The organism is Aquimarina sp. AD1 (genome assembly GCF_003443695.1).
In the GTDB taxonomy this organism is placed as follows: Bacteria; Bacteroidota; Bacteroidia; order Flavobacteriales; family Flavobacteriaceae; genus Aquimarina; species Aquimarina latercula.
In genome coordinates, this window is the sequence record NZ_CP031966.1 from 1,126,947 (window position 1) to 1,152,982 (window position 26,036).

Genomic DNA, 26,036 nt, shown 5'->3' on the forward strand with positions numbered 1-26,036 from the left:
AAAATTAATCCGTTCGGTATGGAAAGTACCATTATCCTAGTACCACAACATAATAACAAAAACAATACTTAAAACTCTTAAACAACCTATTAATAAACCATCATGATGAAAAAAATACTATTCATTCTTTTAGTCTTTACTATTGGGAATTTAGTTTCTCAAACTACTGTCAATTCTTTACAAGCCTTATTACCTTATTTAAATGACAGTAATGCAAACGTAAAATTAGCCCCAGGAACATATTCTATTACAGCAGCAGATGTTGCTGCTGGAGATTTTAGTAATCCGCTTTTACTTTTTGAAGGGAATAACAGCGCCTATGATTTTACCAACGTTACTATAAATATTGACACTGAAGTATTAAGCAGTTTTGGAAATGTAGATGTGAATTTACTCCAGATTTTGGGAAATAATAATACGCTAAGAAACCTGAAGTTAGTTAATGTAGGGAATAATGCTCCAAGAAAGAGAGCGCAAACAATAGTTATGGATGGATCTGATAATTTATTAGAAGGATTTCATATGACTGTTCGAGGTTCGTATCCCTATGGTTATGGGGATGCTTTTGGTAAAGGTGGCGGTCCAGTTATCGGTCATCGTAAACATTCGGCTTTGTTAGTACGTGGAGAATCTAATCATGTCAAAAATTGCACGTTAATCCATAGATCTTATGGGCACGCAATTTTTATGCAAGCTGCCAGCAATCCAATTATTGAAGATTGTTACATAGAAGGGGAGATGCGCTCCACTGATGATATGCTTAAAGAAGAAGGTACTGGCTCTCCAGCTGATAATGTGGATTTTATGACTGTTTGGGGGTATAGACTCCCATCAGGATATATGATGAGCACTGGAGAAGGAGGTATTCGGGCATATAATGCGGGTACAACTTTTATAAATGGAGAAATTATCGAAAGAGGAACCTCTAATCCCACCGTTCGTAATTGTACTATAAAACATATGAGAACCGGAGTAGTGTTAGCACATGCTTCTGGAACTGTGATTGCTGAAAATTGCACAGCTATAGGTTGTGAGCAAGGTTTTGGTTTAGGGAGTGGTACAGCAATTAATTGCAAAGCAGATATTTCTCATGGGCACGCTTTTAAAAGTACATATGATAATGATAGCTGGGATCTTGATATTGAAATTATACCAGCCGTAGATCCTTATTATAATGGCCAAAAATGTATTGCCTTTATCGGAATGGATAATTCAAATTTAACCTTAACCGGTGGCGACCCGAATCTTCCTTCGGATTATAGAATTCAAATTGGTGGAACACTTGACGGAGTTCGCTTCAAAAATGGAAATTTAGATTATCAAAGTACCCATAATGGCAAGAATAATAAGGTTATTAATAATACTAAGCATCCAATAGTAATTGCATCTGGTAGTACAGGTTCTTCTATAGAAACTTGTGGTTCGGTAACAGATAATGGTTCCAATAATAGTATAACTAATACAAATGATTGTGAAACCCAAACATCATTTACTCCAGACCCAAACAAAACATATTACATAGATTCTCCAGCACACAATCTTCGACTAGCGTCAAACGGATCTAGCGAGGATCCATATACTACATCTACACAGACTACAGGAGATGATGTAACATGGAAATTTGTAGATAAAGGTAACGGATTTTGGCACATACAAAGAGCTGCTGGTGGTGCTAAACCACGTTTACGAACAGACAATTCAGAATTTGCAGATATGCAAGCAACTAGTTATTCCGGAACATATACTTATTACAACTTTACCCAAGGAGTGAGTTCTGATACTCACTTTTTAACATTACCAGATGGACCTTCAGGGAGAAAACGTTTACAAATTAATAGTGAAGGTTTAGTTCGTTTCATGAGTTCTAGTTTAAATGGAACTTGGGAATCATTTTCTATAACTGAAGTAAGTACCAATAACAATGAATCTAGCACTATAGTGCATATTACAAAACGTAATGCGACAGGCTTTGCTATAGACGGTATGGGTGATGGAACCAACGGACAGAATGTGTATTTATGGTCTGCCAATCAAAATAATGTAAATCAACAATGGATTGAGATTGATCGTGGTAATGGCTATTATTCCTACCAAAAGATGGGAACTAACTATTGTATAGATGGAAATGGCGGTGGAGCTGATCGACAAAATGTGTATTTGTGGGAATGTTCACTGAATAATCAAAACCAACATTGGAAAAAAATATCAGTTGGAGGAGGTGCTTATAAGCTCATCAAACGAAATGCATCTGGATATGCTCTTGATGGTGGTTCTAATGGAGCAAATGCCCAAAATATACAGCTTTATGATGCTTCAAGCACTAGCCAAAATCTACAATGGATAATTACACCTATTGATAATATCAAGGCTCCAGAGATTTCCGAAGATAATGCAGTATTCATGTATCCAAATCCTGTAGTAAGTACTGTAACTATTGAAGGTGCTGATAATTCACTCATTAGAGTATATGATATGAATGGAAAAGAAGTATGGTCAAAATATGTTTCTAATAATAATGAAACTATAGATCTAAGTTTTCTTTCTTCTGGCTTGTATTATGCTAAGGTGAATGGTTCGCGAAGCTTTTCTACGATAAAAATTGTGAAGAAGTAAACAAGTAGATGATATAAAAATTAAAAAAGATGATTATTAAAAATAGGATAAGTAAAATAATGGTAGTAATACTATTGTTTTTTAATTATGCTTTAGTAAATGCCCAAACTATTGTTAGTTCATTGGTTGAATTTCGTGAAGCGGTACAGAATAGTAATCAAAACATAATTTTAGAATCAGGTGATTACTATCTAGAGGATTTACCTAGCAATTCTAGAGTTATTAATTGTACAGGATCCGGTAATACTATAGATATGACTGGAGCACGTATTAATACCTTGGTGGGGTCTATTAGGGAGGTATATTTTATTATTTCTGGTGATAACAATATTTTACGAAATGGTGTTGTTGAAGATTTCTACAAGAATGGTTTGGATGAAGTGACTGATTTTAGTGCTTATAATAATGATCGAGATAATCTGGCATATGGGTTAAGAGGTGATCCTATTATGTCAATTACGGGAAACCAGAATTTAGTAGAAGGTCTTGAAATGATTGTAAAAGGATCTTTTCCTTATGGCTACGGAAGTCAATATGGTATTGGTTCCCAAAACACCTTTGGTTTGAGCAAGCGTTGTGGAATTTTAATTACAGGAAGTGATGGTGGTGGAATTGGAAATACCCTGGATGGAATCACAATGTATCATTATGCTTTTGGACATGGTATTTTTATGCAAAGTGGAGCTTCAGAAACAACAATTAAAAATTGTTATATAGAAGGTAGAATTCGTTTAAGTAACGATATATATAATGATACGGAAACCTATGATTTACCTTATATAACAGATTACAAGTTTCCAGCGGGTGATGGTTCTTGGAGATTGCCTTTTGAAGAATCGTATGATATTCCTTTGAATCATGTATATCCTCTTTCTGAAGATGGAATTCGTTCTTATAATAATACAGGAAGTGTAACCGTCGAGAATTGTACAGTAAAACAAATGAGAGGAGGTATTCGTCTCTACTTAGCTTCTAGTGCAACAGTAACTAATAGTCAAGCAATTGATTGTGGTTCTGGAGGAACTAATTATAATATGCCGGCAGGAGGAACAATAATTGGGTCAAGTGGTAATTTTACTTATGCTCCCCTAAGTGATTTTCGTTTAAGTCGTTCTCGTCAAAATATTGAAATGACAATTATTCCTTCTCCTAATGCTATTGGACCTCATAATATAGCAGATATTTTAGGGAATGACCACAATATAATCTTTCATAGAATACCAGGACCTTTAGATTTAGACGAAGAACGTGCAATAGTAGTGTATGGTGATAATTCAACAATTGTAAATGAAACGGAATATACTATTATTCTTGAATCTGGGGCTACCGGCAATACTGTTAGTAGTTGTGGACTTGTAATTAATAATGGTTCTAATAATAGTATCTCACAATTAAATGATTGTGATACTGTTCCACCACCAAGTTCTAGCTTTACTCCAGATCCCAATAAGACTTATTATATAGATAATCCATATCACAATCTTCGACTAGCTTCTAACGGATCTAGTGAGGATGCATATACTACATCTACGCAGACTACAGGAGATGATGTAGCCTGGAAATTTGTTGCTAAAGGAAATGGATCTTGGCATATACAAAGAGCAGCTGGAGGTACTAAACCACGTTTGCGAACAGATAATTCAGAATTTGCAGATATGCAAGCGACTACTAATTCAGGAACATATACTTATTATAATTTTACTCAAGGAACTAGTGCAAATACACATTTTATAACGCTTCCTGATGGTCCTTCAGGACGGCAACGTTTACAAATCGACAATAGCGGCTTAGTTCGTTTTATGAGTTCTAGTTTAGATGGAACTTGGGAATCATTTTCTATAACCGAGATAACTCCTAATAATAACGGTTCTAGTACTATAGTGCATATTACAAAACGAAATGCGACAGGCTTTGCTGTAGATGGTATGGGCGATGGAGCTGATGGTCAAAATGTTTATTTATGGTCTGCCAATCAAAACAACGTAAACCAACAATGGATTGAGATTGATCGTGGTAATGGTTATTATTCTTATCAAAAAATAGGGACGGATTATTGTATCGATGGTAATAGTCAAGGTGCTAACCGACAGAACGTATACCTATGGAGTTGTGCTCAAGATAACCAAAATCAACATTGGAAAAAAGTATCAGTTGGAGGCGGAGCGTATAAACTCATTAAACGAAATGCACCTGGATACGCTCTTGATGGAGGTTCTAACGGTACAAATGCACAAAATATACAGCTTTATGATGCATTAAACACTAGCCAAAATCTACAATGGATAATTACACCTATTGATGATATTAAGGCTCCAGATGTCTCTAATGATAGCAAGGTAATCTTATATCCAAATCCAGTAATAAATACTGTAACTATTAAAGGAGCAGCAAATTCTATAATCCGTATATATGATATCAATGGGAAAGTATTATCTGTAAAACATATTTCTAATGATATAGAAACCATGGATGTAAGTTCACTAGCACAAGGATTGTACTATATAAAAGTAAATGGAGATACTAATGTATCTACTATTAAGATCAGTAAGAAATAATATTTAAAATAAATACTCATGAAAACTCAATCGTCAAGTAAAAACAAAGTCCTCATATGGATAACTTGTTTTTTTTCTTTATTAGTTCAGTTTACATATGGTCAAGACTTTAATATTTTAGTCTTTCACGAAACCAATGGATTCAGACACACAGGGGCCATAAATGCTAGCATTTCTATGTTAGAAGAATTAGGATCCAATACTGACCACGATACCTGGTCTGTTGATAATACTAGGGATGCTTCTGTTTTTACTACTGAGAATCTGGCGAATTATGAGGTCGTTATATTTTCAAATACTACAGGAGGTGGCCTTTTAGATGATAATCAGCAAGCTGCGATGGAAGCTTTTATACAAAACGGAGGTGGATTCCTTGGTTTTCATTCTGCAACAGATACTTATAGAAATACGAATGCTGTATCTTCTTGGCCTTGGTATAATGAATTGGTAGGTGCTATTGTACAGACGAGTCCAAATCATACATCAAATAACTTACCAGGTGTCATGAATGTCCTCGCGAATCACCCAGTTGTTAATCATATTGGAAACGTTGGTGATACATGGGAACACGAAGAAGAATGGTATTACTGGGAACTTAATGGCGGACAGCTAAGTGATACCAATGAAAACCTCTTAGAAGTACAATCTACTGGTAACCAAAGTTATGATGCGACACGACCTATAACCTGGTTAAAAGAGTTTGATGGCGGAAGATCATTTTATACCGCGTTAGGGCATAATGGAAGTACCTATAACGATAATATACCTTTTAGAGAAATGGTTGAAAAAGCAGTACTATGGGTATCTGATAGACTTGATATAGATGAGCCTGTAAATGATTGTGGAAATAACCTAACAAGTCAATGGACTGATCTCTTAGAAAATGATTTAGATTGTTGGGAAGTTTGGATGGGAGTACCACATAGTACAACAGGTTTGCCAGGTAGTAGTAGTAATGTTACTAACGGTTCAGGAACTCCTTTAGGTTTAAATAATGATCCTACCAATGTTTTTTCTATAATTGAGGAAAATGGCGAAAAGCAATTATACATTACTGGAGAAGTATATGGAGGTCTTACTACATTAAATGAATATGATAATTACCATCTTAGTATGGAATTTAAATGGGGTGAACTAAAATGGGAACCTAGATTAGATAGACTTAGAGATAGTGGTATTCTATATCATGCTAACGGTGATCATGGAACTTTCTGGGACGTTTGGAAGTCTTCTCTTGAATTTCAAGTACAAGAAGGAGATTTGGGTGATTATATTGGTTTAGCTGGTACACAAGGTTTGGTTCCCTCAGAAAATAATGGGGGATTAACGTTTACGCCAATGGCGCCACTGAATACAGGAACATTAATCAGAGCAGGGTCAAATCCAGAATTACCAAATGGCGAATGGAACCTATTAGAGATTATTGTAATTGGCGATAGAGCTATTCATTATGTAAATGGTGTTATGGTTAATGCTTTGCAAGATGCTACTTGGAACGGAAATTCTGTGACTAGTGGTCAAATACAAATACAATCCGAAGGAGCAGAATTATATTACCGTAATATTAGAATAAAATCAGAAACTGAATTCCCATCAGAAGATGTTGCAACACTTGGGTGGGGTGATGATCCTACTACACCAATTTGTACTGCTAATGCTCCTATAGGAGAAATGATTGCATTAAGAAAATCTGGTGGAGATCAAAAATGGATTACTATTGCAGAAGGTAATTCTAATTTGATTGCTAACGGAGAAGAAGCTGATAGAGCATTATTTTATGTAGAGGAACATACTAATGGCTGTATTGCTCTTAAATCTGTGAGTACTGATAAATATATTCAGGTAGTTGGAACAAATAGGAATGCAGCGATCCGTGCAACCGGGAATGCTCCAGGAACTTGGGAAAATTTTGGTTGGGAACAAAAAGGATCTAATCAAGTTGCTTTAAAAAGCTTATTTAATAATGGATGGATACAAGCCAATTGGAATGTAGACAATAGTACTCTTTTTCCATTAGGAGACGCAGATGGGACTTGGGAAACTTTTGATTATGAGATAATAAATAATGTGTCAGAAAATACTCTAGTACATATTACTAAACTAAATGCGCCAGGTTTTGCTATCGATGGAGATCATGACGGAGCTAATGCTCAAAATGTTTACTTATGGTCAGAAAATGAAGCTAACGTAAATCAACAATGGATTGAGATTGATCGTGGAAATGGATATTACTCTTATCAGAAACAAGGAACTAATTTTTGTATTGATGGAGATAAAGATGGTGCTAATGGCCAAAATGTATATTTATGGACCTGTATGGATAATAATCAGAATCAACATTGGCAAAAAGTGGCCGTTGGAAATGGAGCATTTAAATTAATTAAACGTAATGCGCCAGGTTTTGCAATTAATGGTGGTAACAATGGTGGTAATGGCCAAAATGTAAACCTGTATGATTCTTCGAATACTAGTGAGAATTTGCAATGGGTTATTACACCTATCGAAGATACCAAAGCACCCGAAGTTTCTAATGACGGCTCTGTAGTTTTATATCCTAATCCAATAATAAATAATGTAACTATTCAAGGTGCAGAAAATTCTATTATTCGAGTATATAATATGAACGGAAAAGTAGTAGTAACAAAAAATATTTCAAGCAATGATGAAACTATAAATCTAGGTAAACTTTCATCTGGTATGTATTATGCTAAAATAAATGGGTCGAGAAGTGTATCTACAATTAAAATTGTAAAACAATAAATAATAGTAGTCTTAAAACTTTTGGGAATAAAAGACCTAGTGATTTTATTTCCAAAAGTTTTATCCAGCTCCTAATTCATAATAAATCTATCGAAATTTTGTAAATAGGAGTAGGAGAGAAGTGTTTTGTTTGTTAACTAGTTTATTTATCCTTATTTAATTGTGATATAATTTCCTGTAATGATATTTTAGCTTCTTTCATAACAGGCAATAATGGCCAGATGTGAGGCATGTTCGTACCTTCAACTAATTTGAGATTAACATTTGCAGCCTTAAATTTCTCCACTGCTAATTTTTGATCTGGATATGCGATATCACGTTCCGCTATATATAAAATAGTTTCTGGAAACTGTTCAAAACTTCCATATAAAGGTGAAATCATTGGGTTTTTTAGATCTAAGTTTCCCACACACATTTTTTTTGCACTTAAAATACCTAATTTTGATAGCATTGGATCAACCAAATCAACGTCATTTATATCAGTATTGGACATAGATGCATCCATTACTGGCGAAATAAGAATTATTTTTTTCGGTATTTGTAGATTATTAGATATTATTCTTTGCGTTAGTGTGGTAATTAATGTTCCTCCCGCAGAATCGCCTATTAAACAAATTTGATCCGATGTATAAGTTTCTAAGGCAAGACGGTACATTGAATCTATATTGTCAGATATTTCAGTTATTTTATGTTCCGGTGCCTTCGGATAATTACACAACCAAATTGTAAAATCAGTTTGTTTAGAAATAGCTTTGATTGTATCCCAATGATGTTTAGCAGGACCAGAAATAAAAGCGCCTCCATGAATAAATATCAATAATTTATTCTGTTCTTTATTTTGTTGTATTTCTGTTATTGAAGAATCAGAAATTTTAAAATTTCTAGTTAGATGTTTTTTAAAAAAACCACCTTTTGGTTTATATACATCTTCTTTTCTTAATCTCTTAAAATCTATTGGGTCTTTGCTAAAACTCTTTTTTACTTTCTTCAATTTAATAACCATTAAGGCTAGATAGTATGTAAAACTTTGTTTCATTTATTGACTTTAGTAATTGATATAAGGTACCTATTTGCTAGGTATTGCTCGCTTTAAAAATGTATTCCATATTTTATGAGACATATTTATTTTAAAAATTAATCATCTCAATAACTCTTGTTTCATTATCCGAAAGTTTTATGTGCTGCATGATACCTCCACCTGTCTCATCCCATAACATAAAAGCAATGACATAATATTCTCCTGCTGGCAATCCTGTAAATTCGAATTCTCCTTTTTCATTACACATTGCCTTTCTAGTGTTATGATAACCTTCGGGATCAGGAACAAACTTTGGAATTCCATCTTCTATATATACATAAGCAGAATCATCATTTTCATAAATATGATTTAATCGTTCTTTAGTATAGGCAGAATATGGATTTAGTTCTATTCTAAAATCTTTTCCAAAACCTATATCTCCATTTTTTGACTTAAATTTTGCTATGCCTTTAATACTAGAACTCCCTTCATTATTGAACCACTTAACATTTTCTTCAATAAACTCACTTTTTATTTTTATAGTTATATCCACTTTTTTGTCCTTATTGGCACAACTACTAGAAAGAATAAGTAATTGTAGTACTAATGATATATACCTCATGCATCTATTTTTATGTTGTCTTTTCTCCGGGTTTTATTTTCTAAATATGATATGAATATATAATCTATTTTATGAATATTCAACGTTTTCCTATCGAAGATTATATGAAACCATTTTTTATTTTTTTTATAAGACTGGTTTACGAATCATAGTTATTCCTATCCATATAAACCAAATTATTTGACTTATACCAAAGATTTCTGTGAATAGGTCTAATGGATATATTGTTAATATACCTGCAGTTCCAACAAGTATTCCTAAGATAGTTAAAGGTCTAGGAAATGTTTTTTTGTTGAAAGCAACGAGGCTAATGAGTAATACCCAAATCCCACCTACAATTTCATTTCCACCACCAAGTCCTTCAGAAACGATACTTACACTTGACCATGTTTCCATTGCTTTTTCTGGGGATGTATTTCCTATTTCAAGTATCGAATTAAGCCCTATATTAGTTATCATTCCACAGGCGATTACTAATCCAACCCAAATTACACCAAAAACAAAAGCTAATTTAGAGACATCAGGTAAGTCCTTTTCTATGCGTTTATGAATAGCTAGTACTACTATTGATAATAATACACCAAAAAGAATATAGCTTGTAAAATTTAGAAGGGACAAGGTTATATAATTTTCAGATAAAAAAGCTAATTCTTCCTTAGCAGTTGCATTCTTGTCAGGATATTCTAAAATACCGCCGTATATAATGAAAGCAGTAATATAAATTAACCCTTCAAAAATTGAACATAATCCGCCTATCTTCTGTAAGTATTTTGGTGTCATTTTATCCTTTTTAATTAAGACGTTATACTCTTAATATTGTTACTAACGATATTCGAAATAAGCGAAATAGGTATATATTGATGTATTCTTATTATATTTTAAAAAAAATGTGTAAAAAAAGTGTTAAATTTAACAAGGCTTAATCGTACATCAACACACAAAATCATGAAACTTATTATCACTACATTATTGCTAATTACCTATATCTCTTCTTTTGGTCAAACCAAGCAAGAAAAATTAGAAGAACGTCAAAAAAACAAAGTAGAAATATTTTCTTCGCAAGAAAAGGATAATCTGCAGGCGTTTGTGGAAGCACAAGTGGAGAGAATGAAGCTTTCCGAAAACTTAAGAGACGATTATTATATGATTTTAGGATATCATACAAATAAAATGGCTCGCTTGGACGATAAAGATGCTCAACTCACAGAAAATGAAGTAAAAATAAAATTTAAAAAAATGCTGACTAATCTTGATGGAGATGTCGCCGAGATATTAACAGAAGATCAGTTTAGTATTCATAAAGAAAGTTTTGATAAAATAGTTACGAGTGTTTATAATCGTAATGGTTGGGATAAGAAATGAAATTATGATTAAAGGATTCTATCAACTCTATATAGTTTTAGGTTTTTTATGTTATTCTCATTTGGTTATAGGGCAAGAAACTGATGTGCAACAAGAAGAACCTGAGACATCTATTTTTAATCAGGAAGAATCGGATTATATAAAAAAATGGTTTAGAACTATAGTAGATGATTCTAATTTAAATGAGGAGACTATAAATCGTTTTAATGTAATCACTTCTTATTACGGCTTAAAAATGAAACAGCTAGGAGAGGACCATAAACTAACAAAGATCGAAATTACTCAAGGCTTTAAGAATCTGGTAAATGAACAAAATAAAGAGTTAAAACAAATTTTACCAGCAGAACAATATGAAAGTTTCTATGACTTTTTTGATAAACTCTCATGGTCAGTAAATAAGCGGTTAAATCAATTATAAATTAATATCTCACACACATATCATTTTTATATGAAGAATATAAAACTCTTTTTTTTAATTTCGATATTACATTTAATAGGATATTCACAGTCATCAAAAACTGTTACAATTGGTATTCTTGCGGATAAGTCTTTTGAGGAGACAATTCCTTTGCTTACTAAACTAAAAGCCGAAATAAAAGGGGTTGTTGGCCAAGATGCAACCATTGTTTTTAGAGAGGCATTAGAAAATGAGTTTGATGTAGAAAAAGCAAAATCAAATTACAAAACACTAGTAAATTCTGATGTTGATATCATTTTGGCTTTTGGGGTTATTAATACTATTATTATTGATAAAGAAGAAGAATACCCTAAACCTGTTATTCTTTTTGGTAGCGCAAATAGTGATTTCTATGATTTTCCAGAAGGTCAAAAAACGTCCGAAATAAGGAATATTACTTATTTGATAACACCTTTTTCTTACACTGATGATCTAACTGTTTTTAAAACTTTATTTAATTATAAAAATATAGGAATTATTGTAGATGATTTTATCCCGGAAATTCTCCCTATAAATAAATTATTTGATGATTATTTTGCCAAAAACGATGGTTCTTATAAGCTTATACCTCTACCTAAAAATGGAAACATTAGTTTAGATTTAAATGGTGTAGATGCAATTTATCTTGCTGGTGGATTTTATTTAAATGATAATCAATTTAAATCATTGGTAACTGATATCAATTTAAAAAAACTTCCTTCATTCTCTGCATTTAGTAAAGAAGATGTAGAAAAGGGGATTTTAGCTTCTAATCAACCTGAAACTAATATAAATCAGTTCTTTAGAAGGATTGCGCTTAATGTAGAATCTATTATTAATGGTGTAAACTTATCAGAACTCCCAATATACCTTGATTACAAAAATGAACTTTCGATTAATTCTAGTACAGCAAAACAAATTGGTTTTCCGCTACGTTATAGTATGTTAGCCAATGTGGATTTTATAAGTGGGAGCAATGATGTCAATACCGGAACATCATATTCTATTATTGATATCATGAACGGAGTAGTGGATAAAAACCTTTCTCTTGAAAACGAAAGAATAAATATTGAATTAAGTAATCAAGATGTTAAGACCGCAAAAAGTAGTTACTTACCAGATCTTTCTGCTAGTGCGACTGGGCTATATATCGATCCAAAAGTTGCGGAGATCTCTAACGGAGCTAATCCGGAATTTTCTACCTCAGGAAGTGTTACGTTAGAACAAGTGATTTATTCCGAAAGTGTTGGAGCTAGTATTACTATTAATGAAAACTTGCAAAAAGCACAAGAAGAAATTTACAATGCTGCAGAGTTAGATGCACTTTTGGATGCATCAGTAGCTTATTTTAATGCATTAATACTTAAAACAAATGTAGAAATACAAAATCAGAATCTTCAAGTAACAAAGAAGAACTTAGATATAGCAGATCAAAATTTTATTGCTGGAGAATCTGGTAAATCAGATGTACTACGTTTTAGAAGCCAATTAGCTCAAAACACACAGAGCTTGATTAATGCAGAAAATCAGAAACAACAGGCTTTCAATGCAATTAATCAATTATTAAATAACCCTATAAATACAGAATTTGATATAAGTGATGCCAGAATATCTGAAGGAATATTTATTAATTATAAATATCAAGATTTTTTAGAAATTCTAGATGATCCAAAATTACGCCCATCGCTGATAAAATTTTTAGTAGAAGAAGCAAAAAGAAATGCACCAGAATTAAAAAACATTGGTTTTAACTTAAAGGCTACGCAACGTACGTATCGATTGAATAATCTTGGTAGGTTTGTTCCTACTGTAGCTTTACAAGGACAATATGATTTAGCATTCTCGGAATCTGGTAAAGGATCAACTATTCCTTCCGGGTTTGCAGCTAGCCCAGATGGCACATATAATGTTGCGTTGAACTTGTCGGTACCTATTTTTCAGCAAAATCAACGAAATATAAATAGACAGACCGCTAGGATTCAAGAGGATCAATTATCTGTGCAAAAAGAAAATGTAGAATTAAACATAGAAAGAAATGTAAATGATATTTTACTAGATTTAATTAATCAAATTGCCAATATAGAAATTTCTAAAATATCTGAAGAAGCTGCCAGAGAAAGCTTAGATCTTACACAAAATGCTTATTCACAAGGTGCAGTTCCCCTTATTCAATTAATCGATGCACAAACTAATTATTTACAAGCGCAACTCGCAAGAGCAACAGCAAATTATGATTATTTACTAACTTCTATGCAATTAGAAAGAGCAATTGGATATTTTTTTTTAATGAATACAGAAGCTAGTAATCAAGATTTTATCCAAAGAGCAAGACAATATATTCTAAATAATAACTAAGTAACAACTATGAAATTCGTAAAACGTATACTCCTGATGGTATTAACTTTTTTAATATTTAGTGCCTGTAAAGATAAAGAGATCATAAAAGAAGAAGTACTGAGACCAGTACAATACCAGGTTGTAGGAACATCAGATGCTCAAAATATTAGAACTTTTAGTGGTGTAGCCAAAGCTGGTGACGAAATCGAACTGAGTTTTAGAAGTACTGGAATTATAACCACATTAGATATTAAAGTAGGTCAAAAAATAAACAAAGGTGATTTAATTGCTAAGTTAGATAATGTACAAGCCAATCTTGCATATGAACAATCAGTTTCTGCGCTAAATAGCGCAAAGTCTGCTATGAATACAGCAAAATCAAGTTTAGATAGAATAAAATCTTTATATGAAAAAGGAAGTAATTCTTTAAGTGATTATGAATCTGCAAAAAACAGCTACCAAAGTGCATTAGATCAATATGAGTCGGCTAAACGTAACAAAGGTATTCAGCAATCGCAGATTAGTTATGGATATATCAAAGCACCAAAAACGGGTATCATAGCTGCTAAAAATAGTGAATTGAATGAAAATGTTAGTGCAGGACAAGTAATCGCAATATTAAATGCTGGAGACCATACCAATGTAGAAGTAGGGCTACCAGAAAATGTAATTAATAAAGTGAAATTAGGGATGATTCCAGATATTTCTTTATCCTCCTTAGAAGATAAAAAATTTAATGGTACTGTGATTGAAATAGCTCCTATTGTTGGAGAAGGTTCTGCAACATATCCAGTAAAGATCGATATAACAGATCCTGCCAAAGAAATAAAACCTGGTATGACGGCTAGTGTAACGTTCAATTTTAGTAGTGATCAGGATCAATCGGATGCTACATTGATAATACCAGTTAAGGCGGTTGGAGAAGATGGAGAAGGTAATTTTGTGTTTTTAATTACGGCAGAAGATGGATCTATTGCAGTAGTAAAAAAACATCGTATAGAAATTGGAGAACTTACAACCAATGGGTTTAAAATTAAAAAGGGGCTTTCTGAAGGACAAAAAATTGCCACCGCTGGTTTACAAACCTTATTAGATGGTCAAAAAGTAAAATTACAATAATTAGTATCAAAAGAATCAACTATGAATTTTGCTAAATTTTCCATTGAAAAAAATCGTGTTTCTTTAAGTATCCTTGCAGTAATTATGATAATGGGTATGGTATATTATGCGTCACTTTCTCGTGATAGTATGCCTCCATATACAGTTCGTGTAGCTTCAGTGGTTTCTTCATTTCCTGGAGCAAGTCCAGAAAGAGTAGAAGAGTTGGTGACCGATAAAATAGAAAAAATTGCTCAAGAACTTCCTGAACTCAAAAAAGTAACAAGTACTTCTAGAACTGGATTATCAGTTGTTCAGGTGGAATTAAAAATGGAAGTTACTCCAGAGCAGTTACAATCTGTATGGGATCGACTTCGTCGTAAATTAAATACAATTGATGATTTACCTAATAATGTAGAACCACAATTAAATGACGATGGTATTGGAGAAGTGTTTGGAATTGCTGTCGGAATTACTAGCGACGGGTTTTCTTATGCTACTATGAAAGAAAAGGCAGATGATCTTAGGGATGATTTAATCAAATTAGAGGATGCAGCCAAAGTAGAAATTAATGGATCACAAGATGAACGTGTTTTTGTGAAGTTTGACAATACTAAATTAAAAGCTTATGGGTTAACTTCTAGCACCTTACAAGGAATTATATCAAGTACTAATATTCTAAATTCTGGTGGTGAAGTAAATATCGAAGAAGAACGAATTATTCTTGAACCAACAGGTAATTTTAATTCTATTACAGATATAGAAAATATGTTAATACCTATTGGGCAAAGCGAACAAGTTGTTAGTTTAGGGGATATTACTAAAATAGAAAAAGGATATATTGACCCTCCTAATCAGAAAGTAAGAATCAACGGTAAAGATGCTATTTCATTGCATATTTCACTAAAAGAAGGAAGGAATATTATAAAATTAGGGGAAGAAATTGATATTTTATTAGCCCAATGGCAAGCGAAACTCCCTATAGGGTTAGAAGTATCTCGATTAGCTTCAATAGACCAATATATAGATCTTAAGATTAATGATTTTCTGGGTAATCTAATGCAGGCCATTGCTATTGTGCTGGCTGTAATGCTTATTTTTTTAGGCTTCAGAACTGGAATGGTAATAGCCAGTTTGATACCTATCGTTACTATTACAACGATTATGGTTATGGGACTTATTGATGTAGGGCTTAATCAGATTACACTCGCTGCATTGATAATGGCTTTAGGAATGATGGTTGATAATGCTATTGTTGTTGCAGAGTCCATAATGGTAAAAATGGAAAATGGAATTGATGTTAAAAAAGCTGCGATTGACTCTTGTGCTGAATTATTTATGCCTTTATTGATTTCTACATTAACCACTTCTGCTGCATTTCTTGCATTCTTTATGGCAGAATCAGTAATGGGAGATATTATGGGACCTATTTTTGTTGTGATTACCATTGCGTTGCTATCATCGTGGATAATTTCGTTGAGTATTATCACTTTATTTTGTGTGTTTTTTCTAAAAATCAAAAAAAGAGAAGATGGCAAAATTGGCTTTTTGGATCGTATGATTAACCTCTTAAAATCTAAGTACAAAGACCTTATTTTAATAGTATTAACTTGGAAAAAGACAGTGTTGATTAGTATTGTAGTTCTATTCTTTTTATCACTGTATGGATTTACAAAACTAGCGTTTGTGTTTTTCCCAGATAGTGATCGTAATATGATCACAATTGATATTAACTTACCCGAAGGAACCAAAATCGAAAGTACTACAGCTACTATATTAAGTATTGAAAAATTTATAACGAATAATTTAAAAGTTACAGAAAAGAGGTCCGATGGTATTGTTGATTGGTCTTCATATATAGGAAAAGGACCTTCATCTTATGATTTGGGATATAGTGCGGATGAAGCAAATTCAAATTATGCTCATATTCTGGTAAACACTTCATCTTTTTTGGTCAATAATGATATGGTAAAAAAGCTAGATGCTTTTTGTTTCGATACATTTCCAGATGCGGATATTAAAGTTGGATTATTAGGTTCAGGTGGTAGTGGAACTCCTATAGAAATTAAAGTGTCTGGAGATAATCCTGACAAACTATCAAGTATAGCCGAAGAAATAAAATCCAAACTTTTTAGTATTTCTGGAACTAAAAACATAAAGGATGATTGGGGACCAAAAGGAAAGAAATTTGTTATAGACATTGATCAAAACAAAGCGCAAACAGCTGGTATTACTAATCAAGATGTAGCAATATCATTACTAACGGTATTAGATGGTTTTCAGGCCGGGGAATTTAGAGAAGATGATAAATCTATTCCAATTATAATGACTAGTAATCAAGGAAAACAACAATCTCTAGCTTCTTTAGAAACCCTTAATGTCTATGGTCAAAACTCTGGAAAAAGTGTTCCCTTATTACAGATAGCTAATATTATTCCGAAATGGCAATATTCTAAAATTAAAAGATTAGACCTTACACGAACCATTAATGTTTCTAGCGAATTAACGGAAGATGGAAATGCCTCTGAAATAACTGCGATAATAACACCTTGGCTAAAAGAACAAGAATCAAAATGGGGAAAAGAATATACATACAAATTAGGAGGAGATGCAGAAAATAGTGCTGAGAATATGGGTGCTGTAGCTAATTATCTACCACTTTCGGCATTTATTATTGTAATGCTATTAATCATACAATTTAACTCTTTTAGAAAAATGACGATGATTGTAACTACAATTCCGTTAGGAGTTATCGGTATGGTTATCGGATTACTATTATTTGGTGTCCCTTTTGGATTTATGGCATTTCTAGGTGTAATTTCATTAGCAGGAATAGTGATCAATAATGCAATTGTATTAATTGATCGCATTGAAATCGAAGAAAATGAATTAAAAAGAAAACCCCAAGATGCTATTATTGCGGCTTGTATTCAGCGTTTTAGACCTATTTTATTGGCAACATTTACTACAGTATTGGGTTTAATTCCCTTATATCTAGGAGGTGGAGAAATGTGGGAACCTATGGCAGTAACTATTATGATTGGTTTGTTATTTGGTACTGTAATTACACTGTTATATATTCCATCATTCTATAGTGTATTGTATAAAGTAGATTATAAAGAATATACTTTTAATGATGAATTATTAGATTAATCTTGCATAGTATCAGATACAATGAAAAAAAGATTATTACTTGTTCTAATATTGCCATTTTTTTTAGGCTGTTCTTCTATTAAGTTGATAGACTCATGGAAATCCAAGGATTTTCAATTTTTAAAAGCTAAGAAAATATTAATCGCTGCAAAAAGCCCTAATCTAGAAATTAGAAAATCATATGAAACAGCAATAGCCGATCAATTAAAAGATCATAATATTGATGCAGTGATGATGCATAAAATATTTCCTGATTTCGAAGAAAAAGAGAGAACAGCACCAAAAGAAACAGATCAAATAATAAAACTATTTGTGGATAAGGGAATCGGAGGTGTTCTGGTTACATCTTTAAAAAACACAATCGAGACAAAAAAATCAGATACTCCTCAGCGCGCTAATATACTCGAAGAGTATGAAGGTAAAAGTTTTCTAGCTTTTAATAATGAAGATGATATCAATAACACCTTACCTAAACTTTCTGCACCAGAAAATGGTGGTACTTTGCCTACATCCAAAACGTATATTTTAGAGGCAGTAACCTACGATCTTACCTTAGAGAAAGACAGACAATTAGTAAGTGTTTCTGTAATAGACATTACTGATCCAAAGTCTGCATCTAAGGTACTCGACAATTTTTCTAAAATTGTTTCTAATCAGTTTAAACAATAATGATCATTCCTCATAAAATGTGGTATTATAATAAATCATTAATTCTTTTGTTGTTGTTTATAATTTATGGATGCGGAATAAAAGAACCTATTCTACACCAACCTTTTCAATTAAATAATGCTCCTAAGAAAATAGCAATATTTTTAGATGGAACGCACAACAATGAAAGTAGCTATACAAATGTATCTAAGCTTTATAATTTAACTACACTACAAAACAATCCCGATATAAGAGCTGTTTATTTAAGAGGTGTAGGGAATGGAGCTGATTTATTGGGAATGATTACCGGATCTGGTATTAAAAGAGAAGTATGTAAAGGGTATCTATATCTTGCAGAAAATTATAATCATCTGCGCGGAGATCAAATTTATATTTTTGGCTTTAGTCGTGGAGCATATGCATCTAGAATTCTCGCTGGCCTTATTTATGTTGCTGGGATTCCAGATTTACAACATATTCCAAAGGAAGAAAGATTACAATTTGTTAGAAAAATTTATGATGCTCATAAAAGTAAAAAGAACCTTCGAGAAAGGAGAGAGGATGTTAAAAAAATAACCAAGCAGAATACCCTAGATCCAAATAATTATAAAATAGAATTTATGGGCCTATGGGATACTGTTGCTGCCCTAGGAATACCTAAATACGATGAAGAATATTATGCGCCGAAAAATAACTATTTTGATCAATTATGTAATGTAAAAAAAGCAGTTCATGCATTATCATTAAATGATAATCGAAGTTCCATATTCACTCCAGTTTTGCTTACTCAAGAACGATTAGTTGCTACTTGTAAAGAAGTTAAACCTGAAGACGTAGTGAATGAAGTTTGGTTTTTTGGCGCTCATTCTGATGTAGGTGGAGGTGCTAAAAACACTAATATTAGTGGAGTTTCCTTAAACTGGATGATTGATCAGCTTACCGAATATAAATTATTACCTGAGAATGTCAATGTATACCAAGATCGTTTTGATAAAACTAACAACCCGGCAAAAGGATTTGTTCGCTTATTTTACCCGAGAAGAAGTCGTAAATTGTCATTTTTAGTATCAAAAAATGGATATAAAAAAGAAAAATTAAAAATACATCAATCTGTTTTAGATCGATTAAAAGTTTCTTTGCAGACCTATGAAATTAACTTAATTAAACTATTTAGTGAGTGTTTTGAGAAAAATGATTTAGGAGGTTATGATTATATAGAGGATACAGAATGCTTTATAATTGAAAAATAAATATGATAAAAAGAGTATTTAAATATCGCTTCGAACTGTTCTTGTTTAGTCAGATAAGTATTCTTTTTGGGTCACTGATTTTACCAGAATATTTTTTTGAAAAATTTATATCGCCTTTACTATTCCTTATCAATTTAATAGCAGGAATTATATTGATTTCCAAGAAAAAAAAGGTAATGTGGTTTTTTACAGCTTTACTAATTATATCTGGAATTGTTTTTGGTGCGGGTTTTTTAGAAGATAAGGGAAGTCAACCCTTAAAGTTACTTAATATGGGAGTGTACTTTTTGTTTTACACCATTGTAACTTTTGAAATTATACAACAAATATGGGAAGCTAAGATCGTTAATAAAAATGTAATTTTTGGGCTCATTAGTGGTTATATATCATTGGGATTAATTAGTTTTTTTATTTGTTTGAGTATAGAAATAGTACATCCTGGTTCTTTTGAAGGACTTAACGCAACTGTAGAGCAATCTCAATTATTTACAGAACGTTTGATGTATTATAGTTATATAACCTTAATGACAATAGGATATGGTGAAATTGTACCTGTAACCTCTTTAGCGCAGAAAGCAGCTATTTTGATCGGGATGATAGGGCAATTTTATTTAGTAATTTTAACTGCTATTGTAGTGGGGAAATATATAGGGCAGATTCCTAAAAATAATACAGAATAAAATATAAGAATTATTAGTAAATGATTATTAATTTCTAAGATTAGATAAATACCATTAATAGTAAAATATAGTATTCTTTACAAACTAGATAAACAGATGAAAGCAACTAATTTCTCAGTATACAGTAATCGACTACTTTTTAATGTTTCAGCAATTTTCTTTTTTATAACAGGAAGTATGTGTAGTCAAAATTTAGCTGACCTCTACAATAAAATTAACTCATCGGTTGTAGTTATTGATGTCGTTAGTATTGGATCACAAGGAGAAGGTGTTAATAGAAAATTGGCAACACAATCATCACAAGGTTCAGGTTTTTTAATTTCTAAAGAAGGATTGATTTGGACAGCAGAACACGTAATCAAAGCAGCAGAAGTAATTACTGTAGAATTTGTAGATGGTGATAGGTATGAGGCAGAAGTCATATCTTCTAATCCAAGCGCAGATGTAGCTTTATTAAAAATTAAAGATGAGTTTTTGGTAAATAATAAAACAGTAGCTAAAATTGGAAACTCTGACAATGTCCAGATAGGGGAGGATATCTTCGTTTTAGGTGCTCCTCATGGTTTCAAACAATCGTTATCAAAAGGAATCTTAAGCGGTAGGCACATTCCAGAAAATTTAAGTAACAATTTTATTAAAGTAGAATTTTTACAAACTGATGCTGCTATCAACCCTGGTAATTCTGGTGGCCCGGTTTTTAACATGAAAGGAGAAGTGATTGGTATTGCTAGCAGAATATATACCATTTCTGGGGGATTCGACGGTATTGGATTTGCAGTGTCTTCTAATGTAGCCAAAAAAATATTAATGGAAGATCCAGATACTTGGACAGGAATGGATGCAAGAATAATTTCTGGGGATCTTGCTAAAGTGCTTAATATACCTCAAAGATCAGGTTTGCTAATTCTTAATACATCTACCCAAGGTACAGCCGGAAAACTGGGCTTAAGAGGAGGACAGATCCCTGCTATTATAGATGGTGAACAAATAGTTTTAGGAGGAGATGTTATTTTGGATATTATGGATATAAAATTTGAAAATGATAATAGCGGATATCAAATAAAAGAAAAGATAAAAACATTAAAAAAGGGTGATTCTATTTCCATAACTATTTTGAGAGAAGGTAAAATAGGTACTCTAAAATTCCCGAAGCAATAAATAGTCCAAATTGTTTCATTGGATTATTAGTTTGTTTCAGGTCCATATTTATACGTTTCAGTTTATATAGCCTCTGTTTTCAACAGATCTAAATATACTTTTGACGAAAGATTAAGAAAATCAATTGTTTAAAAGTATAATATAAAATCAAATGAAAACAGTTATTAATATATTAAAAATATGTCTAGTATTACTAATATTTAGCGCTACAGAATCTACAATTGCACAAAGAAATAATACTAGTCGAAATAGAGCAACTTCAGAAAGAACGTATCCAAAAAACAACAATCAAAGTTCCAGAAGTTTTAGAGGCGATGGTTACCGTACGCAACCTATATATCGTAATCCACGATATAGATATCCTAGACATCACCGGGTGATTACTACTTTGCCCAGACACCATGTTAGAGTAATTTACAGAGGATTACCATACTACTACTATTCGGGAACATATTATACAGTTTACGGTGATGGATATGTAATCGTATTGCCACCTGTTGGATTTAGAGTGACTGTATTGCCAGTAGGTTATGTAAGAATTATAACTGGACCCTCTGTTGTTTATTACCACTCAGGAACGTATTATAAAGAAATAGAAACAAGTGAGGAAATAGAGGGAAAATATGAAATCACACAACCACCTGTAGGAACCCAAGTTAAAGATATACACAAAGATGCAGAAGAAGTGATTCTAGATGGAAAAGTGTTTTATGAGTATAACAACATGTTATATAAGAAGATATCAACTTTTGATGGAAATACAGCTTATGAAGTAGTATATATATCAGAAAACAACTAATTAAAATACACATTATGATAATTTCAAATAATAAACCCTTGGTAATTCTTTTTCTAATAATAGGACTAACAGTAAATGGTCAAAATGTAAAAGAAGCTATTCAAAATACGAAGCAAATTATAGAAGGGAAGAAAAACCTCGAAAGAGATAGTAAAGAATTAAAAGCATTAAAAGTCAAAATTAAACTATTTGAAGAATCTTTTGACTTAAAGGATGTTACAAGAGTAAATCTGTTAAAAAAAGGTATTATAACAGATATGATTCGAGAAGTCGAACAAAGTAATCTAAAAGCAAAACAGGCTAGAATTGAGATAGCTCAAAGTTCTTCGGAAATAAGATCTGAAAGAAGGGAAATACGAAATAATCGTGAAGACTCTGATCGAGGTCGATATGATAGAAAAGATGATCAAAGAGACATGGCGAGAGATAGAATTAATAAACGAGATGATCAAAGAGATAGACGAGATGATATTAAAGATTTTGAGATCCAGATTAAAAGAGCAGAACGTCAGACAATAATCCTTAAAGAACTTAAAGATTTCAATTTCTCATTTAACCAGGCTGAAATAGAAAAAATGATCGCTAAAAAGAGATTAGTTTCAGAATTTGTCCAAACATTAGAGCAAGATATTGTGGCTACTAAAAGAGAACTCGCAGAAGATAATAGAGAAAGAATAGAAGATAGAAGAGAACGACAGGATGATCGTAATGAGAAAAATGAGTATGAAACAAGAAAACGACGTAGAAGATTGTAAATAAATGATGCCGTAATAATTATGGGATTAATAAAAGATTGAGAGTAGAATTTAATCAAATTGTTTTAAAAAGCCTTAGGATTACCTAAGGCTTTTTTTTAGGTGTATATGTGACGTCTTATGAATAGAATTTACTTAAAACACTTCACTTTATGCTTTAGGCGTTTTAGCATCAATTTTAGCTGTTTGGATTTAAAAACCAGAATATTACCTGTTTTCTTAGGATACATTTGTACAAGAAATAATATTTAAACAATAAAATCAAATAAGATGAAAACAGGAAGTTTTAAAATAGTTTATAATAGCAAGACAATGTTTACAGCAGAAGAAATTAGTTCAAACACCGAAAAAGGTACTAATCAAGAAAATGAATTTGTACTTATCAAAAAATGGTTCGATAACCTTTATAAAAAATTAAAAAGTTTAGGAAGAGGAGCTGGATATGCAATTAGTAATTAAAAAGAAAGAGATATGAAAACGCTAATAAGAATAATTCGAAATACTGTGAATAGAACTAAAAATAAAAAGCAGCATAACCATTTTTATAATAGCTCAAGAAGCTATGATCAGGATGAAAATACTTTTTTATTTATTTAAAGAAATTAAAATTAAACAATTATGAAAACTAACATAAAAATAATAATAACAATATCAATAATAATGAGCTTGATTAGTTGCTCTTCGGTAAAAGTAACTGACTCGTGGAAAGATATAAATACTACGAATATCAAAAACAAAAATATCATGGTGGTAAGTAGAACAAATGATGTAATAATCCGTACAAGATTTGAAAGGGATTTGGCTAATAATTTAAACCAAAAGGGATATGAATCTATTGAAAGCTTTATATTATTTCCTGACTCTAATACCAATTGTGATGTTGATAAAGATGAGTTGAATCTGATTAAAAAGGAAATTCAGGATAATGGAATAGAGGTAATTGTTGTTACAAATTTAAGAGATACTCAGGAGTATACCGAAACAGTTACCATAGGAACTTCCTATCACGTAGATGTTTTTCCTTACTACGGAAGAGGTTACTATAGAGGGTTTTATCGATATTATGATAACTCTTATATTAGTTCAGATCAAATAACACAGGTTACTGCTCATAACACAAGGTATATTTTGGAGACATTAGTTTATGACTTAACTAAACCCGAAGAAAAACAATTGATATGTGTTATTACTTCTAGTATAGAAAATCCCGATAGTTTAGGAAGTACATCAAAGGATTATGCAAAGCAAATAGTGAAAAAATTGAAAACATAAGTTTTTTATGATTGATTCGTTGGTTGTTCCGTCGGAGATTTTGAAGTATCTCCGGCGGATTTTATTTTATTTTGAAATTTAGTCCTAATGAAAGATTATTAAATCCTTGTAAAGTATAATCCAAGTTGATTCCAAACCAATTGACATTAACGCTAGCTCCTATATTCGCTCTTAATCCACGTACATTGTTTTTAACATCTAGCGGATTGATAAATGATATTGTTTCAGTTTCAGTTTCGATTATGTAGGTCCCTTTTAGTTTCGTAGACGAATTACCAAATACATAACCTATTCCTCCATATACATTAAATACTGGGTTTTGAGTAGATCCGATAAATTCAAATAACCAAGAATTCAACGTAGCATCTATTTCTTGATTAGTTCCCGTTACAAAACCATCAGAAGCAAACTCAAAATCCCCTATCAAAGTAGTATATGCAATTAAACCAGAAAGTGCAATTTTTGACTCATTTATAGGTTTTATCCATTTAGAAAATTGATGTTGAATTCCTATTCCCCAAATCTCTAGACCAATGTCTTCAATATTTAGTTTAGGAAAATAGCGTATTCCAAGTTCGGTATATTTGGGCAACCCTATTTTAAATTGCAAAAAAGCATTTGGGAGTAAATTTAGATCTATCAGTCCTATTCCTTCTGGAGCGGTAAATTCGAATTGTTCTCCATCAACTGTAGCAATAAATTGTAAATCAGAATCACCTCCCAAAATAGTAGGAATTTGAGCCATTCCGCTATCATTTTGACCTATAGATAAATTTGGAATGTCTCTAACATCTATTTGAAAAGTTTCTTTCTCACTAGGGATAAAAGAACCATTAGAAACAATAGAAAATTTCATATCCCATACATCCATTGTTTTGGCAGAATTATACCAACCTCCTGTTAATCCATACATAACACCTTCAGTCATTGGTTCTGTATATCTGGCAGCTACTCGTTCTGTAAATTCAATCCCAATCAATAAAAAACTTCTTAGGTTTTCTTGTGAAAACCCTGAATAAAATAAGTTAAAAAAAAATACAAGGATCAATTTTTTCATTATGAATATATATGATAGTTAAATGTACCATAATTAAATCAAATCATTGTAAATCAATACTATAAAATATGCCTCATTTTACATCTGAGATAATTCATATACGATTTAGGTTGTTTCATTCATAAAAGCGAAATCCAAGTTTATTCTTGAACATACATTTGTAAAATAAAGTCATAAAAAATAGAACAATGAAAATTTCAAATGTAACTCTTACCACTTCAATTTTAGGTAGCATCTTATTGTTTACCACAGTAGGATTGTTTAAAATAGAAAGTAATAACAATATAGACCATAATATCCCAGAACCTTGTAAATGGAATCCAGAATTAGAATTAAACAATTTGGCTTCAGAACAATTGTATAATGATTTGTCATTCGAATCTGTGTTTGGAACCTATAACGAATATCAGATAAGTCCAAAAGATATTTTAGATGTATCAGAAGAAGATATAATCTATTAATT

General features: G+C 32.0%; 21 protein-coding genes. 17 read left to right on the plus strand and 4 right to left on the minus strand.

The features are described 5' to 3' along the window. Positions 1 to 105: 105 nt before the first annotated feature. Genes D1815_RS05090 through D1815_RS05100 form a run of 3 tightly spaced genes read left to right on the plus strand, consistent with a single transcriptional unit; the run spans position 106 to position 7,928 of the window. Complete coding sequence (locus D1815_RS05090; RefSeq protein WP_158594470.1) at positions 106 to 2,613, plus strand: RICIN domain-containing protein; 2,508 nt, start codon at positions 106 to 108, stop codon at positions 2,611 to 2,613. 29 nt (positions 2,614 to 2,642) lie between these two features. Then, positions 2,643 to 5,168, plus strand: coding sequence for a T9SS type A sorting domain-containing protein (locus tag D1815_RS05095; protein ID WP_118386180.1), 2,526 nt, complete (start codon positions 2,643 to 2,645; stop codon positions 5,166 to 5,168). An 18-nt stretch (positions 5,169 to 5,186) separates the two neighbouring features. Then, complete coding sequence (locus D1815_RS05100; RefSeq protein ID WP_118386181.1) at positions 5,187 to 7,928, plus strand: ThuA domain-containing protein; 2,742 nt, start codon at positions 5,187 to 5,189, stop codon at positions 7,926 to 7,928. Between the two features lie 142 nt (positions 7,929 to 8,070). Here the strand turns inward: D1815_RS05100 and D1815_RS05105 are convergent, their stop codons facing one another. The 3 genes from D1815_RS05105 to D1815_RS05115 form a co-directional block, all read right to left on the minus strand. Further along, complete coding sequence (locus D1815_RS05105) at positions 8,071 to 8,964, minus strand: alpha/beta hydrolase fold domain-containing protein (protein WP_118386182.1); 894 nt, start codon at positions 8,962 to 8,964, stop codon at positions 8,071 to 8,073. Positions 8,965 to 9,055: 91 nt separating this feature from the next. Next, positions 9,056 to 9,568 (minus strand): hypothetical protein, encoded by a 513-nt coding sequence (locus tag D1815_RS05110; RefSeq protein WP_118386183.1) that lies wholly within the window; start codon positions 9,566 to 9,568, stop codon positions 9,056 to 9,058. A 126-nt stretch (positions 9,569 to 9,694) separates the two neighbouring features. Further along, positions 9,695 to 10,348, minus strand: a complete 654-nt coding sequence (locus tag D1815_RS05115; protein WP_118386184.1) for a DUF4386 family protein — start codon at positions 10,346 to 10,348, stop codon at positions 9,695 to 9,697. A gap of 165 nt (positions 10,349 to 10,513) precedes the next feature. On the opposite strand from D1815_RS05115, the gene D1815_RS05120 reads away from it, so the two are divergent. The 13 genes from D1815_RS05120 (at position 10,514) to D1815_RS05180 (ending at position 24,516) form a co-directional block, all read left to right on the plus strand. Next, positions 10,514 to 10,930: a hypothetical protein gene (locus D1815_RS05120; RefSeq protein ID WP_118386185.1), complete on the plus strand. Its 417-nt coding sequence runs from the start codon at positions 10,514 to 10,516 to the stop codon at positions 10,928 to 10,930. Positions 10,931 to 10,934: 4 nt separating this feature from the next. After that, positions 10,935 to 11,348, plus strand: coding sequence for a hypothetical protein (locus tag D1815_RS05125; protein ID WP_147404314.1), 414 nt, complete (start codon positions 10,935 to 10,937; stop codon positions 11,346 to 11,348). Between the two features lie 30 nt (positions 11,349 to 11,378). Beyond that, positions 11,379 to 13,721, plus strand: coding sequence for a TolC family protein (locus D1815_RS05130; RefSeq protein WP_118386187.1), 2,343 nt, complete (start codon positions 11,379 to 11,381; stop codon positions 13,719 to 13,721). A 9-nt stretch (positions 13,722 to 13,730) separates the two neighbouring features. Then, a complete protein-coding gene (locus D1815_RS05135; RefSeq protein WP_233557634.1) occupies positions 13,731 to 14,822 on the plus strand; it encodes an efflux RND transporter periplasmic adaptor subunit in 1,092 nt (363 codons plus the stop codon). Between the two features lie 21 nt (positions 14,823 to 14,843). Continuing rightward, positions 14,844 to 17,954, plus strand: a complete 3,111-nt coding sequence (locus D1815_RS05140; RefSeq protein WP_118386189.1) for an efflux RND transporter permease subunit — start codon at positions 14,844 to 14,846, stop codon at positions 17,952 to 17,954. Positions 17,955 to 17,975: 21 nt separating this feature from the next. Further along, a complete protein-coding gene (locus D1815_RS05145) occupies positions 17,976 to 18,623 on the plus strand; it encodes a hypothetical protein (RefSeq protein WP_120650583.1) in 648 nt (215 codons plus the stop codon). Continuing rightward, the gene (locus tag D1815_RS05150; protein ID WP_118386191.1) at positions 18,623 to 19,852 is read left to right on the plus strand and encodes a DUF2235 domain-containing protein; all 1,230 of its coding nucleotides are present in this window, start codon (positions 18,623 to 18,625) and stop codon (positions 19,850 to 19,852) included. The genes D1815_RS05145 and D1815_RS05150 overlap by 1 nt, the downstream gene beginning before the upstream one ends. A 2-nt stretch (positions 19,853 to 19,854) precedes the next feature. Beyond that, positions 19,855 to 20,532: an ion channel gene (locus D1815_RS05155; protein WP_118386192.1), complete on the plus strand. Its 678-nt coding sequence runs from the start codon at positions 19,855 to 19,857 to the stop codon at positions 20,530 to 20,532. Positions 20,533 to 20,628: 96 nt separating this feature from the next. After that, complete coding sequence (locus D1815_RS05160; RefSeq protein ID WP_118386193.1) at positions 20,629 to 21,690, plus strand: S1C family serine protease; 1,062 nt, start codon at positions 20,629 to 20,631, stop codon at positions 21,688 to 21,690. 151 nt (positions 21,691 to 21,841) lie between these two features. Further along, positions 21,842 to 22,489: a DUF6515 family protein gene (locus D1815_RS05165; protein ID WP_118386194.1), complete on the plus strand. Its 648-nt coding sequence runs from the start codon at positions 21,842 to 21,844 to the stop codon at positions 22,487 to 22,489. Positions 22,490 to 22,503: 14 nt separating this feature from the next. Beyond that, a complete protein-coding gene (locus D1815_RS05170) occupies positions 22,504 to 23,244 on the plus strand; it encodes a hypothetical protein (protein WP_118386195.1) in 741 nt (246 codons plus the stop codon). 270 nt (positions 23,245 to 23,514) lie between these two features. Further along, positions 23,515 to 23,703: a hypothetical protein gene (locus D1815_RS05175; protein WP_118386196.1), complete on the plus strand. Its 189-nt coding sequence runs from the start codon at positions 23,515 to 23,517 to the stop codon at positions 23,701 to 23,703. 159 nt (positions 23,704 to 23,862) lie between these two features. Beyond that, positions 23,863 to 24,516, plus strand: coding sequence for a hypothetical protein (locus D1815_RS05180; protein WP_120650654.1), 654 nt, complete (start codon positions 23,863 to 23,865; stop codon positions 24,514 to 24,516). Positions 24,517 to 24,577: 61 nt separating this feature from the next. Here D1815_RS05180 and D1815_RS05185 read toward each other — a convergent pair whose 3' ends face one another. Beyond that, positions 24,578 to 25,573, minus strand: coding sequence for a DUF6588 family protein (locus D1815_RS05185; RefSeq protein ID WP_118386198.1), 996 nt, complete (start codon positions 25,571 to 25,573; stop codon positions 24,578 to 24,580). Positions 25,574 to 25,761: 188 nt separating this feature from the next. On the opposite strand from D1815_RS05185, the gene D1815_RS05190 reads away from it, so the two are divergent. Beyond that, a complete protein-coding gene (locus D1815_RS05190) occupies positions 25,762 to 26,034 on the plus strand; it encodes a hypothetical protein (RefSeq protein WP_118386199.1) in 273 nt (90 codons plus the stop codon). Positions 26,035 to 26,036 lie beyond the last annotated feature (2 nt).

Excerpts from the sequence above, each read along its gene's own strand:
- D1815_RS05100 (WP_118386181.1), top strand. The coding sequence starts at position 5,187 with ATGAAAACTCAATCGTCAAGTAAAAACAAAGTCCTCATATGGATAACT.
- D1815_RS05090 (WP_158594470.1), top strand. The coding sequence starts at position 106 with ATGAAAAAAATACTATTCATTCTTTTAGTCTTTACTATTGGGAATTTA.
- D1815_RS05190 (WP_118386199.1), top strand. The coding sequence starts at position 25,762 with ATGAAAATTTCAAATGTAACTCTTACCACTTCAATTTTAGGTAGCATC.
- D1815_RS05175 (WP_118386196.1), top strand. The coding sequence starts at position 23,515 with ATGAAAACAGGAAGTTTTAAAATAGTTTATAATAGCAAGACAATGTTT.
- D1815_RS05110 (WP_118386183.1), bottom strand. The coding sequence starts at position 9,568 with ATGAGGTATATATCATTAGTACTACAATTACTTATTCTTTCTAGTAGT.
- D1815_RS05145 (WP_120650583.1), top strand. The coding sequence starts at position 17,976 with ATGAAAAAAAGATTATTACTTGTTCTAATATTGCCATTTTTTTTAGGC.
- D1815_RS05140 (WP_118386189.1), top strand. The coding sequence starts at position 14,844 with ATGAATTTTGCTAAATTTTCCATTGAAAAAAATCGTGTTTCTTTAAGT.
- D1815_RS05130 (WP_118386187.1), top strand. The coding sequence starts at position 11,379 with ATGAAGAATATAAAACTCTTTTTTTTAATTTCGATATTACATTTAATA.
- D1815_RS05135 (WP_233557634.1), top strand. The coding sequence starts at position 13,731 with ATGAAATTCGTAAAACGTATACTCCTGATGGTATTAACTTTTTTAATA.
- D1815_RS05120 (WP_118386185.1), top strand. The coding sequence starts at position 10,514 with ATGAAACTTATTATCACTACATTATTGCTAATTACCTATATCTCTTCT.
- D1815_RS05165 (WP_118386194.1), top strand. The coding sequence starts at position 21,842 with ATGAAAACAGTTATTAATATATTAAAAATATGTCTAGTATTACTAATA.
- D1815_RS05170 (WP_118386195.1), top strand. The coding sequence starts at position 22,504 with ATGATAATTTCAAATAATAAACCCTTGGTAATTCTTTTTCTAATAATA.
- D1815_RS05150 (WP_118386191.1), top strand. The coding sequence starts at position 18,623 with ATGATCATTCCTCATAAAATGTGGTATTATAATAAATCATTAATTCTT.
- D1815_RS05115 (WP_118386184.1), bottom strand. The coding sequence starts at position 10,348 with ATGACACCAAAATACTTACAGAAGATAGGCGGATTATGTTCAATTTTT.
- D1815_RS05185 (WP_118386198.1), bottom strand. The coding sequence starts at position 25,573 with ATGAAAAAATTGATCCTTGTATTTTTTTTTAACTTATTTTATTCAGGG.
- D1815_RS05180 (WP_120650654.1), top strand. The coding sequence starts at position 23,863 with ATGAAAACTAACATAAAAATAATAATAACAATATCAATAATAATGAGC.
- D1815_RS05155 (WP_118386192.1), top strand. The coding sequence starts at position 19,855 with ATGATAAAAAGAGTATTTAAATATCGCTTCGAACTGTTCTTGTTTAGT.
- D1815_RS05160 (WP_118386193.1), top strand. The coding sequence starts at position 20,629 with ATGAAAGCAACTAATTTCTCAGTATACAGTAATCGACTACTTTTTAAT.
- D1815_RS05125 (WP_147404314.1), top strand. The coding sequence starts at position 10,935 with ATGATTAAAGGATTCTATCAACTCTATATAGTTTTAGGTTTTTTATGT.
- D1815_RS05095 (WP_118386180.1), top strand. The coding sequence starts at position 2,643 with ATGATTATTAAAAATAGGATAAGTAAAATAATGGTAGTAATACTATTG.
- D1815_RS05105 (WP_118386182.1), bottom strand. The coding sequence starts at position 8,964 with ATGAAACAAAGTTTTACATACTATCTAGCCTTAATGGTTATTAAATTG.